The sequence below is a fragment of the Streptomyces sp. NBC_00659 genome, from assembly GCF_036226925.1.
In the GTDB taxonomy this organism is placed as follows: domain Bacteria; phylum Actinomycetota; class Actinomycetes; order Streptomycetales; family Streptomycetaceae; genus Streptomyces.
Genome location: NZ_CP109031.1, coordinates 4498099 through 4514118, shown reverse-complemented (window position 1 = coordinate 4514118; position 16020 = coordinate 4498099). Strand labels below are relative to the sequence as shown.

The following is a 16020-nucleotide window of genomic DNA, read 5'->3' as shown; positions in this document are numbered from 1 at the left end:
GTCCACCAGGGGCCGTCGGCATCCTCCACCGTGACCGACCGGACAGGCCCTAGCGTGGAGTCATGATTCCTCAAGACGCACACGATGTACGGGACCCGGAACTGCCCGGTCTGCTCCTGCGCACCGAGCGCGACGCGCTGATCCCGCTGCTGCGGGCCCGCCCGGAGGACGACTTCGCCCGCCTGACGGCAGGGTGTCCGGCGTGGACGGTGCGGGACCTGCTGGCGCATTGCTCGGCCGTGCTGACACGGGTCGTCGAGCGCCGCTTCGAACCAGGGGTGTTCGAGGCCGAGGTCAACGACCGAGACATCGCCGAGCGTGCCGACTGGACGACGGCGCGGGTCATCGACGAGCTGGAACACGGGATGACCGAGGTGGGCCCGGCGATCGCCCGTACCCGGGGCATGCTCGACGCGGTCGCGCTCGGCGAGTGGATCCACGCCGGAGACGTGCGCGAGGCGTTCGGCGAACCGGGCGCCTACGAGGGGGAGGGGCTCCCGCACGCCCTCGCGCTCCTGGTCCGCTTCAGCCGCGTGAGCGACGGGGTCCCGCTGCACGCCGACCTCGACCATCTCGACGACCCGCTGCGCCTGGGCGGCGTCCCCGGCGACCGTCCCCCGGCCCGTTACATCGGCGACGCCGCGACCCTCGTACGGCTCTTCTCGGGGCGGCCGGTCCCGAAGACGACGGTGTACGAGCTGGTGGGGGTGCGGGAGGAAGAGCTCAATCTGTTCGGTTGAGCCGTCGGTTGAGCCGTCGGTCGAACCGCGGAACGGATCCTCGGCGAGCGCGACGGATCCGGCCGACAGGGCCACCGCACCGGCGCGGTGGCCCTGACCGGCCGGACGACTACTTGAGGTACACGAGTCCGTCGGTCGTGACCGTGGGCCGTCCGCCGGTGCCGACGACCACGAGCTTCACCGTGTGTTTGGCGGCGGCGGTCCAGGTCGTCGCCCAGATCGCGTCGCGGTACTTGGTGGTCGTCGTCCTCAGGTCCACGGTGGCGGTCTTCTTGCCGTCGACGTAGACGTACACCTGACCGGAGGTCGCGGCGCGCGAGACCACCAGGGCCGCCGAGCGTCCGGTGAAGGTCCAGGTCAGCGAGGAGCTCTTCGTGGAGCTGCTGTACGACTTGCCGCCCAGGTAGCCGCTCGACGACTTGGACGTCCAGGTGCCGGTTCTGGTGGCCGCGCTCTCCTGGAGGATCACGGGGGTGCCGCTCACGGAGGCCGAGCGGGCGTTGCCGGCCCGGTCGTACGCCGTCATCCTCCAGGTCGTGGCCACACCGGACTTGGCGGTGAGGCTCGCGCTCGTGACCGTCGGGCCGTACGTCCTGGCGACCGGGGCGGTGAGGCGGACCTCCTTCAGTTCCTTCGTGTCGGTGGCCTTCCACTTCAGGGTGAGCGGGACGGCCGTGGTGCTCACCGTGCCGGTGCGCAGGGCGAGATTCGGCTGGGTGGAGAAGACCGGCGGCGTGGTGTCGGCGGGGGTGGGGGCCTTCGTGGTGGGCGAGGCGGTCGGGGTGGGGGTGGTCGCCTTCGCGGTGGGTGAGGCGGGTGAGGTGGGTGAGACGGTCGCGGCGGGGGTGGTGGCCTTGGCCGTGGGTGTGGTGGTCGCGGCGGGGGGCGTGAGGGCCGGGGCGGGATCGGCGAGGACGGTGACGTCCTCCGTGATCGCGGTCCGGCCGGACTGGTGGACTCCCCGGACCGAGACCTTGTGGGTACCCGGGGCCAGGTTCACCTCGGCGGAGGAGGCGGTGCCGGCGACGGTGGCCGCGACCTCGCCGTCGACCAGGACGTCGTACTGCCTGACCAGGGCGGCCGGGGTCGAGGCCGACCACTTCACGGTGACGGCGGTGTCGGTGAGGACGGTGGTGCCGGACACGCCGGTACCGGTGACCGAGTCGAGCTTGAGCCCTTCGACCGTCCCGCCCGCCCAGGCGCGGACCGTGGGCAGCATGGCGTAGTACGCGTCGCCCGGGCACACGGTGTTGTAGCCGTCGCGGTGGCCGTGGATGACGGGGAGGGTCATCCTGGTGCCCGCGTCCCAGGTCTGGCGGAAGTAGTTCGGCCCGCTCGCGCCCGCGGTGAGGGTGGTGGTGCCCGTCGGGTCGACGCCGTACTGGCCGAGCTTCCACGCGGCGAGCCGGGCGACCGAGGTCATCGCCTCTTTCGAGGGGGCGATGCCGCTGTAGTCACCGATGACGGCGATGCCCGTGGTCTCGGAGTTGAAGCCGTAGGCGTGCGCGCCCATCACGGGCCGGTCGACGCCTCCCTTGCGGCCTTCGTAGATCGTGCCGCACTTGTCGACGAGGAAGTTGTAGCCGATGTCCTTCCAGGTCAACTGCTGTACGTCGTAGGCGTAGACGGCCCGGATGAGGGCAGGGGCCTCGGCGCAGGTGTAGTCGTTGGAGGTGGCGGTGTGGTGCAGCACCACCGCCTTGATCCTCCCTCCGGGCAGATAGCCGGGCTCCTCGGGGCTGATGGACTCGTCGGCGCCCCAGCCCTCCCGCGAGGTGATCGGCGGGCGGGGCGCGGTGGACGGCGGGGCCGGGGGCACGGTCGCGGTCGGCGAGGCCGGGTCCGGCGCGGAGACGGTCGGGGAAGGACTCGCGCTCCCGGTGGACGGCTGCGTCTGCGTCCGCGTGGGTTCGGCGGAGTCCGTCGGACCGGACGAGGGCCCGGAGGTCCGGGTCGAGGACGGGTCGGGAGAGGCGGTGTCCGCGGGGGCGTCCGTCGTGGCTGGACCGGTCGCGTCCGCCGTGCCGGTCGCGTCCGCCGGGCCGGTCGGGTCGGCTTCGCCGGTCGGGTCGACCGGGTCCATCAGGAACCCGGCGGGCTCCATCGCCGAGGTCGTACCGCCGGGGTCGATCATGTCCAGCCGGAGGCCCTCGGGCAGCCGCCGCGACGCACCGCTCGACATCCGCACCTGGACCCCGTCGGACGGGCCCACCCACGCGGGCGTGGTGCCGCCGCGGGACGCGCCCCGCTCGCCCTCGCCGCTGTCACCGTCCAGCCGCAGCCACGTCGACCACGTGTGACGCGCCGTGTCCCGGGTCCGGACCTCGATGGTGCCGCTCACCCGTGTGGACGCCTCGGCCCAGGTGATGCCGAGCATGCTGAAGGGCGCGGTGTCCCGCCGGTCCAGCCGGGCGGACGTGCCACCGTCGGCCACCGTCAGCGCGGCGGTGGCCGAACCGGTCCGGATCGGCCCGGACCTCCCGTCGCCTCCGGAGCCGCCCGCGTCCCCGCCGCCCGCCCCCTGGACGACCAGTGTCCCGGACACCACCGCGACCGCCAGAACGGCCGCACCCCATCCGCGTCGTCGCACTGCCCCACCCTTTCACGCGACCTTTACATGATCTCCATGTATGGGGGAGGGTATATGAGAGTTCAACTATGGCCGGAACGGGGCGGAGTCGGGCCCGCGGGCCCGGGGTTCCGGGAGGGGTCCGGGCCGGAAACCGCCGCGACCTCCCCTTCGTTCGCCGTGATCTTCTCGCGCCTCCGCTCCCGCCCGCGTACTGTTTGATTGGACTAGACCTATAGCGGCCCAGGAGAAGAGGTCCGATGAGTGAGCGGAAGAGCGCAGTCCTGGAGGTGATCGCCCTCGGCGTGGAGGACGCGGTCGCCGCTCAGGCCGGCGGGGCGGACCGGCTGGAGCTGGTCGCGGACATGGCGGCCGACGGGCTGACCCCGTCGGTGGAGACCTTCGCCGGGATCCGTGCTTCCGTCGACATCGCGCTGCGCGTGATGCTGCGCCTGTCCGACGGCTTCTCGGCCGGCGGCGCGGCGGGCGTCGACGCTCTCGTGCGGGCCGCGGGCGGGCTGCGGGACGCGGGCGCGGACGAGTTCGTCCTCGGTTTCCTCGACGAGCACGGCGGCCCCGACCTGGCCGCCCTGGAGCGGATCGTCGCCGAACTGGACGGCTGCCGCTGGACGTTCCACCGCGCGATCGACCGCGCCGCCGACCGTGACGCCCTGCGCAAGCAGCTCGCGGACCTGCCCGGTCTCGACGCCTATCTGACCGCCGGGTCCCCGACGGGCGTCGACGGCGGACTCCCCGTCCTCACGGCCGAGGGTGCCCGCCACGGGGAGCCGGGGTACGAGCCGCGGATCATGGTCGGCGGCGGTCTGCGCCTCGACCATCTGCCGCGGCTGCGCGCGGCGGGCCTCGACGCCTTCCACATCGGCGGTGCCGCACGTCCCGGGGGCTGGGCGGGGCCGGTCTCCGCGGAGTCGGTACGGGCGTGGCGGACGGCCGTCGACGCGTAGGCGGCTGGTTCCACGGGGCGGGTCCGGCGCGTCGGTCCCGCGTTCCGGTCAGGTGCGGGCGATCCGGACCGGCAGGTCACGGATCCATCTCCGCCACGTAGTTGTTGTGTTGTGAGAGGCGCACGGCGATCACCGAGCAGCCTTTTGCGTGCATATTTGGTCGTGCCCCGATCGGCCGGGGCATGACAATCACACATATGTGCGTGCCGGCGAAAGCGGTGCGGCAGCACAGCAGCATCAGGGGGACCAGGCTTCATGCCATCCATACGCAGCCGCACGCTCGCGGCGGCCGCGGCCGTGATCGCGGCCGTCATGATCACCACCACGGCCTGTGACAGCAAGAAGGACGACGAGGGGGCCGTCGCCGAGCCCACGTCGTCCGCCCAGGCCGACAAGGGCGTCGACACCGGTCAGGACGACGGCTCCCTCTCGCTCGGCGGCTACAAGCTGCCCGCGGGCATTCCCACCGAACTCAGTGGCGCCGCCCTGGACAAGTGGAGGCTCGGGGGGTGGAAGGACTACAGCAACTGGGCTTCCAAGGCCGAGGACTTCGCCAACCCGTACATCAAGGACTTCTGGTCCCCGGAGAAGATGGCCGAGGCCAAGGCCAGTATCCCGGTCGCCCAGGCGGGCAGCACCAGTTCGGGCTCGGGCAGCGGTGCCACCTCCTACCTGCCCGACGGCAAGGTGAAGAAGCAGACCGCCGCCAAGGTCAAGGGCACCTATCACCGCTACGCGCCGCCCGTCGGCAAGATGTTCTTCTCCTCGCCCCAGGGCAGCATGGTCTGCTCGGCCGCCGTCGTCACCGACCCGGCCCACCCCGGCAAGTCCAACCTGGTGTGGACCGCGGGCCACTGCGTGCACGCGGGCAAGGGCGGCGGCTGGTTCCGCAACATCGCCTTCGTCCCCTCGTACAACAACAGCGCGAGCCTGAGCAGCCGTCAGATCACCGACCCGCGCGCCAAGTCCGTCTCGCCGTACGGCATCTGGTGGGCCGACTGGGCCACCACCTCGTCCCAGTGGATGAAGGGCGGCGGCCACACGGGCAACGCGGCCTCCGGATACGACTACGCCGTGCTTCACGTCAAGCCCGAGAAGGGCGGCAAGTCCCTTCAGGAGCAGCTCGGTTCGGCGCTGCCGGTGTGGTTCGGCGCTCCGGCCGCCAACAAGGTCACGTCCATGAAGGTCCGCGGCTACCCGGCCGAGTCGCCCTACGACGGCTCGAAGATGTACGACTGCCACGGCGCCACGAAGCGGTTCGTGCTCGCGAGCAACGTCCCCGCCCAGTTCATGATCGGCTGCACCATGAACGGCGGTGCGTCCGGAGGGCCTTGGTTCATGAGCCACAACGGCCGGACCTATCTGGTCTCCAACAACTCGCTGAGCGACCGCAAGACGTTCATCACCGGGCCCCGCCTCGGTGAGAACGCCAAGCAGGTCTACCTGGCCACCAGCAGGAAGTTCAGGTAGGGCCTCGCGTCACACGGCGGACGGCCCCCGGCGTACGTGCCGGGGGCCGTCGGCGTGTGGGGCGAGGGCGCGGGCCCGGGCGGGGGCCGTCCGCTCGGCCGGTCAGCCCAGTTCGGCCGGGAGCGGTGCCGCGTGGGTCACGACCAGCCCCGAGACCGCACGGGTGAGCGCCACGTACAGACGGCGCAGCCCGGTGCGCTCGTCGGGCTCGCCGTCGACGACGGCCCGCGGCTCGTCCAGGACCACGTAGTCGTACTCCAGGCCCTTGGCGAGCGAGGCCGGCACCAGCGTCAGCCGGGTCTCGGCCGTCGTCTCCTCGCCCGGACCGAGATACGTCCGCCCGGCCGCCGTCAGCGCCTCGGCGAGCACGGGGATGCGGGCGTCGGCGGCGATCAGCCCGACCGACCCCTCGTGGCCCAGCAACTCCTCCACCGCACCGAGGACTTCGGCGTCCGCCGTGCTCGCGCGCACCTCGAAGAAGCCCGGGTTCTCACGCACCGAGGCGACCGGCGCGAGACCGGGCGCGATGTGCGGCAGCAGCCGGGAGGCGTAGGTGATGACGTCCGTGGGGACACGGAAACCCGCGGTCAGCTCCTCGACGACCGCGTCCCCCTTGCCCAGATGCCCGAGGGCCTCCGCCCAGCTCCGCGTCGCCCACGGGGTCGTCCCCTGCGCCAGGTCCCCGAGCACGGTCGCCGACCCCGTCGTGCAGCGCCGGCCCACCGCGCGGTACTGCATCGGGGAGAGGTCCTGCGCCTCGTCGAGCACCACGTGCCCGAGGGAGTGCGTGCGCTGGACGAGATCCGTGGCCTCGTCGATCAGCACGGCGTCGGCGGCCGACCACTTCGCGCTCTTCACGCTGCGCACCGGCTTCGCCCAGAGGATCTCCTTCTGCTCACCCTCGTCCAGCAGCCCCTCCGCGTGCGCGGCGAGGAACTCCGCGTCGGTCAGCAGCCGGAGCACCAGCTTCGCGGGGTCGACCTGCGGCCAGATCGCCTTCACGGCGGCCTTCACCGCGGGGTTGCGGGCCACGGCGTCCTGCACCCGGTCGTCCGGCGCCTCCCCGGAGCGCTCCATCTGGACCAGCACGGCATGCGCGATGCGCTGCGGAAGGGCCTGGTGGGCTGCGCCGTACCGGATGTCGCGGTCGAGCAGCTCCCGGACGATCTCCTCCAGTTCGTACGCCGGGACGCGCCAGCGCCGGGACCCCCTGACCACCACCACCGGCTCGGCCGGGACGGTCACATGCGAGCGCACGGCCCGGCGCAGCACCTGGGCCATCCGGGCGTCGCCCTTGATCACGGCCGCGGCCGCGTCGTCGCTCCCGCGCACCTCGACATGCGCGACGAGGTCGTCGACGGTCGCCTGCCTGACCTCCAGCTCACCGAGCGCGGGGAGGACCTGCTCGATGTAGTGCAGGAAGGACTTGTTCGGTCCGATCACCAGGGTGCCGGTGCGGGCGAGCCGCTCCCGGTGCGCGTACAGCAGATACGCGACCCGGTGCAGGCCGACGGCGGTCTTTCCGGTGCCGGGACCTCCCTGCACACAGACCGAACCGGACAGCCCGGACCGTACGATCTCGTCCTGTTCGGGCTGGATGGTCGCCACGATGTCGCGCATCGGGCCGACGCGCGGGCGCTCGATCTCCTGCTGGAGCAGCTTGCTGGTGGACGCCGCCTCGGCCGGGTCGGACAGGTGCTCGTCCTCGTAGGCCGTGAGGTCGCCGCCGGTGTAGCCGAAGCGGCGGCGCAGCCCGACGTCCATCGGGTCCTTCTTGGAGGCCCGGTAGAACGGCTGGGACACCGGCGCGCGCCAGTCGATGACCATCGGGTCGCCGTCGTCGTCGTGGACATGGCGGCGCCCGATGTAGAACCGCTCGCCCTCGGCGCCCTCCGCCAGGTCGGAGCCCGGGGCGTGCAGATAGTCGAGCCGCCCGAAGAACAGCGGGGTGTGGCTGAGGTCGGCGAGGGCCTTGATGCGCTCGGCGATCTGCCGGTGCAGCACCTCGGCGTTCACCCAGTTCGCGGTGACGTCGCGGATGTCGAGGTTCTCCGCGTCCTCGCGCATCGCGCGGAGCGCGGAACGGGACCGGGCGAGGTGGGAGCGCTCGCGGGAGAGGGGATCGTCGGAATCGGTCGGGACGCCGGCCGGACCGTCGGACAGGGGGGACACGGGGAATTGCCTCCGGAAACCTGCGTGGGGGTGCTGCGGGAGTACCGCGGCGCTCTGGCAGTGCTGCGCGATGATGCAGATCGTGAATCGCTGCGGATTTCGTCGGGAATCCGTCGGGAATCCCTGCGGAATCCGTGGTGATTCCGGGTGCCGTCCGGTTTCCGGCCGGGCGGCGGCACTCCGTGAAGGGAGGCGGGCAAGACCGAAGATTCTAGGCGAAGGATGGATGCCGGGGCCAATGGTTTTCCCGGTGCCCGAGCGCCGCGTCCTTCCGGTACCCGCCTGGCGTGTCAGGGTCCGGCCCCTGAGTCCCTAGGGGGCGGGGTCCGTCGTGAGGCGGAGGGCGGACCGTCCGGAGCCGTACCTGGGGGTGGGTGGGGTTCGGTCCGGAGACCGACGCCGTTCGGGTCGGGGCAGTCGCACCATGGAGGTATGAGCGCAGCCACTTTCATCCCAGGTCCTGCCCATCCCGGGTCCGTCGCGCACGGCGCGACGGCCGTCACTTCCGTCGACCACCGCCATCGCCTCGGCGACGCACTGAAGGCCGTCAAGGTGTTCGGGCGCGCGGCCATCGGGGTCGTCCTGCTCGGCGAATACGGCGAAGAAGCGGGCGTACGGCGCCACTGACGTGTACGCCCGCTTCCTTTGCCGGGGACCGGCTCCGGCACCCCGGTCCGGTCCCGCCGGCAGACGGCTCGGCCCCGTTTGACTTGCCCACCCCCGGGGCTCCGCCCCGGACCCCGCTCCTCAAACGCCGGAGGGGCTGGAACCTAGTTCAGGATTTCGTCGGCGTCCATGATTCGGTAGGCGTAGCCCTGTTCCGCCAGGAAGCGCTGGCGGTGGGCTGCGAAGTCCTGGTCGATCGTGTCGCGGGCGACCACGGAGTAGAAGTGGGCCTGGTGGCCGTCGGCCTTCGGGCGCAGGACGCGGCCCAGACGCTGGGCCTCCTCCTGGCGGGAGCCGAAGGTGCCCGAGACCTGGATGGCCACCGTGGCCTCCGGCAGGTCGATGGAGAAGTTGGCGACCTTGGACACGACGAGCACGCTGATCTCGCCCTGCCGGAAGGCGTCGAACAGCTTCTCCCGCTGGGCGTTGCTGGTCTCGCCCTTGATGACGGGCGCGTTCAGATGCTCGCCCAGCTCGTCGAGCTGGTCGATGTACTGGCCGATCACGAGGATCTGCTGACCCGCGAACCGGCGGACCAGCGCCTCGGTCACCTTCCGCTTGGTCGCGGTGGTGGCGCAGAAGCGGTACTTCTCCTCGTTCTCGGCGGTGGCGTACGCGAGCCGCTCGGAGTCGGTGAGGTTCACCCGCACCTCGACACAGTCGGCCGGCGCGATGTAGCCCTGCGCCTCGATCTCCTTCCAGGGCGCGTCGAACCGCTTGGGCCCGATGAGCGAGAAGACGTCCGACTCGCGCCCGTCCTCGCGCACCAGCGTGGCGGTCAGCCCCAGCCGGCGCCTGGCCTGGAGGTCGGCGGTGAACTTGAAGACCGGGGCGGGCAGCAGGTGGACCTCGTCGTAGAGGATGAGGCCCCAGTCGCGGGAGTCGAAGAGCTCCAGGTGCGGGTAGACGCCCTTCCGCCGGGTCGTCAGCACCTGGTAGGTGGCGATGGTGACCGGGCGGATCTCCTTGCGGGTGCCGCTGTACTCGCCGATCTCGTCCTCGGTCAGCGAGGTCCGCTTCACCAGCTCGTGCTTCCACTGCCGGGCGGAGACGGTGTTGGTGACGAGGATGAGCGTGGTCGCCTTGGCCTGCGCCATGGCACCGGCTCCGACGAGCGTCTTGCCCGCGCCACAGGGCAGCACGACCACCCCGGACCCGCCGTGCCAGAAGTTCTCCACGGCCTGCCGCTGGTAGGGCCGCAGCGCCCAGCCGGTCTCGTCGAGCTCGATGGCGTGCGCCTCGCCGTCCACGTACCCGGCGAGGTCCTCGGCCGGCCAGCCGAGCTTCAGCAGGGTCTGCTTGATCTGGCCGCGCTCGGAGGGGTGCACGGCCACGGTGTCCGGGTCGATCCGGTTGCCGACGAGCGGCGCGACGCGCTTGGAGCGCAGCACCTCTTCGAGGACGGGCCGGTCGGTGGTGGTCAGGACGAGCCCGTGGGCCGGATGCTTGCTCAGCGTGAGGCGTCCGTAGCGGTCCATCGTCTCGGCGATGTCCACGAGCAGCGCGTGCGGGACCGGATAGCGGCTGAACTCCACCAGCGCGTCCACGACCTGCTCGGCGTCGTGCCCGGCGGCCCGCGCGTTCCACAGGCCGAGCGGCGTCACCCGGTAGGTGTGGATGTGCTCGGGCGCCCGCTCCAGCTCGGCGAAGGGGGCGATGACCCGACGGCAGGCGTCGGCCCGCTCGTGATCGACTTCCAACAGAAGCGTTTTGTCGGACTGGACGATGAGCGGTCCGTTCACACGCGTCCCTTTCTGCGTGGCACGTGGCGGCACCCGGCGCGGATGCTTGGCCAAACGTCCAGTGTGCCCTACCGGCGGGCGGTCACGGCTGGTCGTCGGCCAGCTCCGCGACCCCCGTGACCCGGTGCAGCGGATAGGTGCGGACCTCGTCCGCCGTGTGGTCGTACGCCGTGACGAAGCCGCCCTCGACCCGGATGGGGGCGATGACGCGCTGGCTGGCCGACCCCTCGGCGTTGACGTAGCCGATCCACACCGCCTCGCCCGTCATCACGGCGGCCTGCATGGTCGCGAGGGTCTCGGCGGAGCTGGTGCGGGGCAGCGCGCCGTTACCGGGACGGCCGGCGGCCGGGTCGTCCTTGCGCGGGGCCGTGGAGGCGAGGTCACCGGCCCGGATCGCGCGGACCGCCGCACCGAGGAGCGTGGCGTCGGGGACCGGCGGACCGTCCGGGACGGGCTCGGGCGCCGTGCGCGGCGGGGTGCGGTGGGCGTGCGCACGGCTGATCAGCACGTCACCCTCCGCCGACTCGGCGGCCGGCGCGAAGCCCATCGTCCTGAGACCGGTCAGGAGGCTCGCCGGGTCGGTCTGCGCGACCAGCACCGTCGGCGCGATCCGCCGCAGCGCGAACTCCTGCGAACGCTTGTCGGCGAGGATCTCGTTGAGTACCGCCTCGTCGTCGCAGCGGACGTACGCCGAGGCCGCCCCGATCCGCAGATGGCCGTGCCGGCGCGCCATGTCGTCGATCAGATAGGCCAGCGGCTGCGGGACCGGCGTACGGGAGTGGGCGGCGAGGAAGGCGTGCAGGTCGGACGCCGAACGGCCCGCGTCGAGCGCCCGGCGCACCGAGGCCGGGGTGAAGCGGTAGACCGTCGCCCCACCCTTGGACTCGACGTCCGCGAGGACCCCGAGCGTGTCGGCCAGCGGACGCTCCAGCGGGCCGGGCGCGACCGCCGTCAGATCCGCCTGGAGCAGGACGTGGTCGAGCGGCTCGGGCAGCAGCGGCGCGAGGAGCGCGGCGGCCCGGGCCGCCGCCGCGGCTTGCTCGGCGGGGGAGTGCGGTACGGGGGCGGTCACCGGCGGGCGCCGCCTGTGCGGCGCGGGAAGTCTGTCGCCCGGACCGGACGGCTCCGCCACCCGCGCGCCCGCCGGGGCGGGCAGGCCCAGCAGCGCCCGCCCCTGCGCGGACAGCGCGCCCCGGCCGGTCACCCCGAGCAGCTCCGACTCGGACAGCGTCCAGCGGGCCAGCCGGGCCCGCAGCTCGTCCGGAGCGGGCCGGACACTGCGCGAGGGCCGCTCCCAGTACAGCCGGGCGAGGAGCGAGTCCGTGTCGGGGGAGACGCCCTCGGGAAGCTCCGCGAGCAGGGCGAGGACGCGGTGGCGGACCTCGGGTGCCGCGGAGCGGTCGAGGCCCGGGCCGAGCGCCGAGAGCGTACGGTCCTTCGCGTCCCGTCCGCCGACCAGACCGGCCGTGCGGGTCGCCGCGAGCCACGCCGAGGCGAGCCGCGCCCAGCGCTCCGCGGCGGGCAGCTCCATCCACGTGTCGTACGCCGGTGTCGCCGCGTAGCGTTCCTCGGCCTCGCCGTCCGAGGCCAGCAGGCCCGCCGCGTAGGCGAGTTCCACCCAGAAGGCGGCGACCGGTTCGGGGACGTCGAGCGCCACCGCCGTCCGCTTCAGGTCCCGCACGCTCAGGCCGCCCGCGCGCAGCACGGCGGGACCGCCCTCGTGCCAGTCCTTCAGCAGCTCCTCGACGGTCGCCAGCGTCGTGTACGCCTGACCGGCCGCGGCGGCGTCCACCGCCTGTGGACGGTGGCTGGTCGCGGCCTCGACCGCGGGCGCCACCGGTTCCGTCACCCGGTGCGCGCGGCCCGCCCGCAGATGCAGGGCGACCTCCCGAGGCAGCACGACCGTGCCCGGTGCCGTCGGCAGCAGCAGCCCCCGCCCGATCAGCCAGCGCAGATGCGCCGCCGGTTCGGCCGTCACCTGCCCGTACGGCGGCCCCCACACCAGCCGGGCCAGCACCCCCACCGCCTCGGCGGGCGCCTCGTCGAGCAGCGCCGACATCCGGCTCCGGTCGGCGAACAGGCCGCTCAGCGACGCCACCGCCGACACGGAGTCATGGGTGGACGCCAGCCCCGCCGCGGCCACGATCTCCTGGATGCGCCCCGGCGACATGCCGGCCGTGGCCTCGCCGACCGTCGGCCCTAGCCCCGTCGGGGACGGGTGCTGCGGGGACGGGGCGAGCAGTTCACGTGCCGTGCGCACGAGCCGGAGGCGGTCGTCGGCCCCCCACAGGAGAGCCTGCTCGCGCAAGGTCCCGAGCGCGTGCGGGAAGGCCGCCGTGACCGCCGGGTCGCCGTCGTCGCCCGCCAGCAGCCCGAGCAGTTCGTCGTACGTCGCCGGTTCCCGCGCCACCGCGAGCGCCTCCGCCGTCTGGAGCGTGAACCGGTCCAGACGCTCCAGGGCACGTACGACCGACGCCCGGGTGCCCGCCCGCGTGGCGAGCTGGGTGAGATCCGTGGGGACGGGGGTGATCAGGTCCGGCCGGGACCGCAGGAGGGCGGACAGCGAGGCGTCGTCCCGCGCGCGGAGTGCTTCCGCCAGGGACCGCGGGGCGGTCGTCTCGGGGCTCATCCTGTCAACGGTAGCGGGTGGCACGCCCGCCGGGCCCGGCCCCCGCCCGGTGGACCGTCAGGAGGCCACGCGATCTCCCGGGCCGGCGGACGTCGTACGGCAGGCCGAGCCCCGGAGCGGACGCTTTCGCGCGCCGGAAACCGGTACCTTCGTCCCCACGGGGTATCCAACGCACCCGCCCCGGAGGGGACTTCGTGGGGATCGAGAGCGACCAGCTGGTCTTCGACTACCTGAGCCGGGTCGGCGACCTGGCCCAGCAGCGGCAGTTGCCGTCGGCCACCCGCATGCGGCTGGTCACGGAACTGCGCGAGGAGATCGGCCGCCGCCGGGCCGGAGCCATCGCCGACACCCCCGCCGCGGTCCGCCGCATCCTCGACCGCCTCGGCACCCCCGACGCGATCGTCGCGGCGGCCGGAGGGGGCACCGGAGGCACCGAGGCCGGCACCCGGACCTGGGCCGCCGTGCCGTCCCAGCGTGCCGCCGCCGAACCGGAGGCGCGCCCCAAGGGACTGCGCCGCGTCGTCCCCCGCCCCCGCCCGGCCCGGGAGCCCGCCGAGAGCGCCGGGGCCGACGCGCCGTCCCCGCCCCATCTGGCGAGCGCGTCCGAACTGGGCGACAGCGCGACGCGGCCCGACTGGTGGCGTGCCACCGGCAGCCCCTTCGGGCTCGGCGACAGCGTGCCCGGGTTCGTCGGCGGCGTGGAGATCCCCGAGCTGCTCAAGCCGCCCCCGGGGGACAAGGACGGCGGGCCCGCGGACGAGGCGCACCCGGCCGAGGAGACGGCACCGGCCCCCGAGGACGAGCCGCCCGCCGGGGCCGGCGCCCTGCGCCGCCTGCCCCGTCGTCTCCTCCCGCGCCTCGGCGGCTACACCAACCCGCTGCTCCTGCTCGCCGCCGCCCTCCTCGTCGCCGGCGCGGTCCTCGGCAACTGGTTCGCGCTCGGCCTCGGCTGGCTGATCGCCTACGGCTCGCGCCGGCTGACCCGGGCGGAGTCGAAATGGGCCGTCCTCGTCCTGCCGGGCCTGTCCGCCGCGGCCGGCATCGTCTGGCTCTGGGGCCGTTCGGACGGCCGCTGGGGCACGCCCGTCGCCGAGGGCCACATGAACGAGGCGATGACCCAGACCTGGCCCTTCGTCGTCCGCGGCGCGGCGATCGCCTCGGCCCTGTACCTGGTCTGGCGCTCCCAGCGAAACCGCTGACGCCCGGCACGGCTCCGGAAGGCGCCCGCGAGAGACGTGCTCCCGGGCGCCCGGGAGCGGGGTGGGGGAGAGACGGCGACGCGGGACCGGCGTCCGGGAGAGGCAGCGACGCGGGCCCGGCGCCCGGGAGAGGCCCTCCGGAGCCCCGTGAGGCCTTCCCGGACCCGCACCCGGACCCGCACCCGCCCCGGACCCGCACCCAGAGGCGCGCACCCCGAGGCGCCCGCGCGAAAAGGCCTGGACCGGTTCCCCGGCGACCTGGGCACAATGGCCCATATGACCTCACCAGCGCTGACCGTCGGCTTCGACCTCGACATGACCCTGATCGACTCCCGCCCCGGGATCCACGCCTGCTTCGAGGCGATGGCGGCACGGACCGGGACGTACATCGACTCCGATCTCGTGGTCACGCGTCTCGGGCCCCCGCTGGAGGAGGAACTCGCCCACTGGTTCCCGGCCGAGGACATACCGGCGATGGCCGACATCTACCGCGCGATGTACCCCGAGCACGCGATCACCGGCTCGCTCGCGATGCCCGGCGCGCGCGAGGCCGTCACAGCGGTGCGGGCGGCCGGCGGGCGCGCCGTCGTCGTGACCGCGAAGTGGGAGCCCAACGCCAGGCTGCACCTGGACCACCTCGGCATCGACGCGGACGACGTCGTCGGGGGCCTGTGGGCCGAACAGAAGGCGGTCGCGCTGCGCGAGCACGGCGCGAGCGTGTACGTGGGCGACCACATCGGCGACGTACGCGGAGCGCGCACCGCGCGGGCGTACAGCGTGGCCGTGGCGACCGGGCCGTGCGACGCCGAGGAACTGCGCGCGGCGGGCGCGGATGTCGTCCTCGGCGACCTCACGGAGTTCCCGGCGTGGCTGGAGAACCACCGCTGAGGGCACGCCGAACCCGGCCCCGGCCCACAGGAACAGCCGCCGCCAGGGAGACCGCCCTCAGGACCGGCGGCCTCAGGACCGGCGGCCTCAGGACCGCCGACCGTCGGGACCGACCGTCGGGACGACCGCCGTCAGGAACGGGCGGCGCGGGCCCGGCGGCGGCCCTGCGCGGCGGACTGGAGCACGCCCGCGCCGGCCAGCAGGAATCCGGCACCCATGAGCATGCTCAAGCCGAACATGTAGAACGGAAAAGGTTTCGTACCGAGCAACAGCGGGGCCACGGTGACCAGAGTGGCCAATGCTCCGACGAAGAACACGATGGCACCGGCACGGATCAGCCTGTCACCGGCTTCGGGGGAATTCACTTGGGTTTTGTCACGCACTCCACCAGGGTAGTTCCCTGCGCGAAGGAACAATCCAGCGACGTCTTGTCACGAGCCGACGGACCATTAGCCTTGGTACCGGCGGGTCGGCTGACCCGCTGTAGTGCTATCCAGAGGCGTTTCCCGGGCAGTTGCCCCTGCAACCGCCCGAGACGTTCCCAGAGAAGTTTCCGACGAGTACGAGGACGAGGACAGACGTGCCCACCGGCAAAGTCAAGTGGTTCAACACTGAGAAGGGCTTCGGCTTTCTCTCCCGCGACGACGGCGGCGACGTCTTCGTCCATTCCTCGGTCCTGCCCGCCGGAGTAGACGCCCTCAAGCCCGGCCAGCGTGTCGAGTTCGGCGTCGTCGCCGGTCAGCGCGGCGATCAGGCCCTCTCGGTGACCCTTTTGGACCCGACTCCCTCGGTCGCGGCCGCCCAGCGCCGCAAACCGGATGAACTGGCGTCCATCGTGCAGGACCTGACGACCCTCCTCGAGAACATCACGCCCACCCTGGAACAGGGCCGCTACCCCGACAAGACCTCCGGCAAGAAGATCGCGGGCCTGCTGCGCGCGGTCGCCGACCAGCTCGACGTATGACCGGCCGTCAGCGGCC

At 72.9% G+C, this 16020-nt stretch carries 12 protein-coding genes; 7 read left to right on the top strand and 5 right to left on the bottom strand.

What is annotated here, in order from left to right:
* Positions 1-62 precede the first annotated feature (62 nt).
* Positions 63-740, top strand: a complete 678-nt coding sequence (locus tag OG410_RS19465) for a maleylpyruvate isomerase family mycothiol-dependent enzyme (protein WP_329300360.1) — start codon at positions 63-65, stop codon at positions 738-740.
* 109 nt (positions 741-849) lie between these two features.
* Here OG410_RS19465 and OG410_RS19460 read toward each other — a convergent pair whose 3' ends face one another.
* On the bottom strand, positions 850-3117 hold the full coding sequence (locus OG410_RS19460; RefSeq protein ID WP_443063895.1) for an N-acetylmuramoyl-L-alanine amidase: 2268 nt from the start codon (positions 3115-3117) through the stop codon (positions 850-852).
* A 452-nt stretch (positions 3118-3569) separates the two neighbouring features.
* Here OG410_RS19460 and OG410_RS19455 point away from each other — a divergent pair, with 452 nt between their 5' ends.
* Both OG410_RS19455 and OG410_RS19450 read left to right on the top strand, forming a co-directional pair.
* Entirely contained in the window at positions 3570-4274 is a 705-nt protein-coding gene (locus tag OG410_RS19455; protein WP_329300358.1) for a copper homeostasis protein CutC, read from the top strand.
* A 255-nt stretch (positions 4275-4529) separates the two neighbouring features.
* Positions 4530-5744: a trypsin-like serine peptidase gene (locus OG410_RS19450; RefSeq protein WP_329300357.1), complete on the top strand. Its 1215-nt coding sequence runs from the start codon at positions 4530-4532 to the stop codon at positions 5742-5744.
* Between the two features lie 102 nt (positions 5745-5846).
* Here the strand turns inward: OG410_RS19450 and OG410_RS19445 are convergent, their stop codons facing one another.
* On the bottom strand, positions 5847-7916 hold the full coding sequence (locus OG410_RS19445) for a HelD family protein (protein ID WP_329300356.1): 2070 nt from the start codon (positions 7914-7916) through the stop codon (positions 5847-5849).
* Positions 7917-8348: 432 nt separating this feature from the next.
* Between OG410_RS19445 and OG410_RS19440 the strand changes: the two genes are divergently transcribed.
* Positions 8349-8543: a hypothetical protein gene (locus OG410_RS19440; RefSeq protein WP_329300355.1), complete on the top strand. Its 195-nt coding sequence runs from the start codon at positions 8349-8351 to the stop codon at positions 8541-8543.
* A gap of 143 nt (positions 8544-8686) precedes the next feature.
* Here the strand turns inward: OG410_RS19440 and OG410_RS19435 are convergent, their stop codons facing one another.
* Both OG410_RS19435 and OG410_RS19430 read right to left on the bottom strand, forming a co-directional pair.
* Positions 8687-10324, bottom strand: coding sequence for a DNA repair helicase XPB (locus tag OG410_RS19435; RefSeq protein WP_329300354.1), 1638 nt, complete (start codon positions 10322-10324; stop codon positions 8687-8689).
* An 82-nt stretch (positions 10325-10406) separates the two neighbouring features.
* Positions 10407-12953: a helicase C-terminal domain-containing protein gene (locus tag OG410_RS19430; protein WP_329300353.1), complete on the bottom strand. Its 2547-nt coding sequence runs from the start codon at positions 12951-12953 to the stop codon at positions 10407-10409.
* Positions 12954-13147: 194 nt separating this feature from the next.
* Here OG410_RS19430 and OG410_RS19425 point away from each other — a divergent pair, with 194 nt between their 5' ends.
* Positions 13148-14152: a hypothetical protein gene (locus tag OG410_RS19425; protein ID WP_329300352.1), complete on the top strand. Its 1005-nt coding sequence runs from the start codon at positions 13148-13150 to the stop codon at positions 14150-14152.
* 267 nt (positions 14153-14419) lie between these two features.
* A complete protein-coding gene (locus OG410_RS19420) occupies positions 14420-15040 on the top strand; it encodes an HAD family hydrolase (protein WP_329300351.1) in 621 nt (206 codons plus the stop codon).
* A 131-nt stretch (positions 15041-15171) separates the two neighbouring features.
* Here the strand turns inward: OG410_RS19420 and OG410_RS19415 are convergent, their stop codons facing one another.
* Complete coding sequence (locus tag OG410_RS19415; RefSeq protein WP_329300350.1) at positions 15172-15423, bottom strand: hypothetical protein; 252 nt, start codon at positions 15421-15423, stop codon at positions 15172-15174.
* Between the two features lie 197 nt (positions 15424-15620).
* Here OG410_RS19415 and OG410_RS19410 point away from each other — a divergent pair, with 197 nt between their 5' ends.
* Positions 15621-16004, top strand: coding sequence for a cold-shock protein (locus tag OG410_RS19410; RefSeq protein ID WP_329300349.1), 384 nt, complete (start codon positions 15621-15623; stop codon positions 16002-16004).
* Positions 16005-16020 lie beyond the last annotated feature (16 nt).

Excerpts from the sequence above, each read along its gene's own strand:
- OG410_RS19465 (WP_329300360.1), top strand. The coding sequence starts at position 63 with ATGATTCCTCAAGACGCACACGATGTACGGGACCCGGAACTGCCCGGT.
- OG410_RS19460 (WP_443063895.1), bottom strand. The coding sequence starts at position 3,117 with ATGCTCGGCATCACCTGGGCCGAGGCGTCCACACGGGTGAGCGGCACC.
- OG410_RS19455 (WP_329300358.1), top strand. The coding sequence starts at position 3,570 with ATGAGTGAGCGGAAGAGCGCAGTCCTGGAGGTGATCGCCCTCGGCGTG.
- OG410_RS19450 (WP_329300357.1), top strand. The coding sequence starts at position 4,530 with ATGCCATCCATACGCAGCCGCACGCTCGCGGCGGCCGCGGCCGTGATC.
- OG410_RS19440 (WP_329300355.1), top strand. The coding sequence starts at position 8,349 with ATGAGCGCAGCCACTTTCATCCCAGGTCCTGCCCATCCCGGGTCCGTC.
- OG410_RS19430 (WP_329300353.1), bottom strand. The coding sequence starts at position 12,953 with ATGAGCCCCGAGACGACCGCCCCGCGGTCCCTGGCGGAAGCACTCCGC.
- OG410_RS19420 (WP_329300351.1), top strand. The coding sequence starts at position 14,420 with ATGGCCCATATGACCTCACCAGCGCTGACCGTCGGCTTCGACCTCGAC.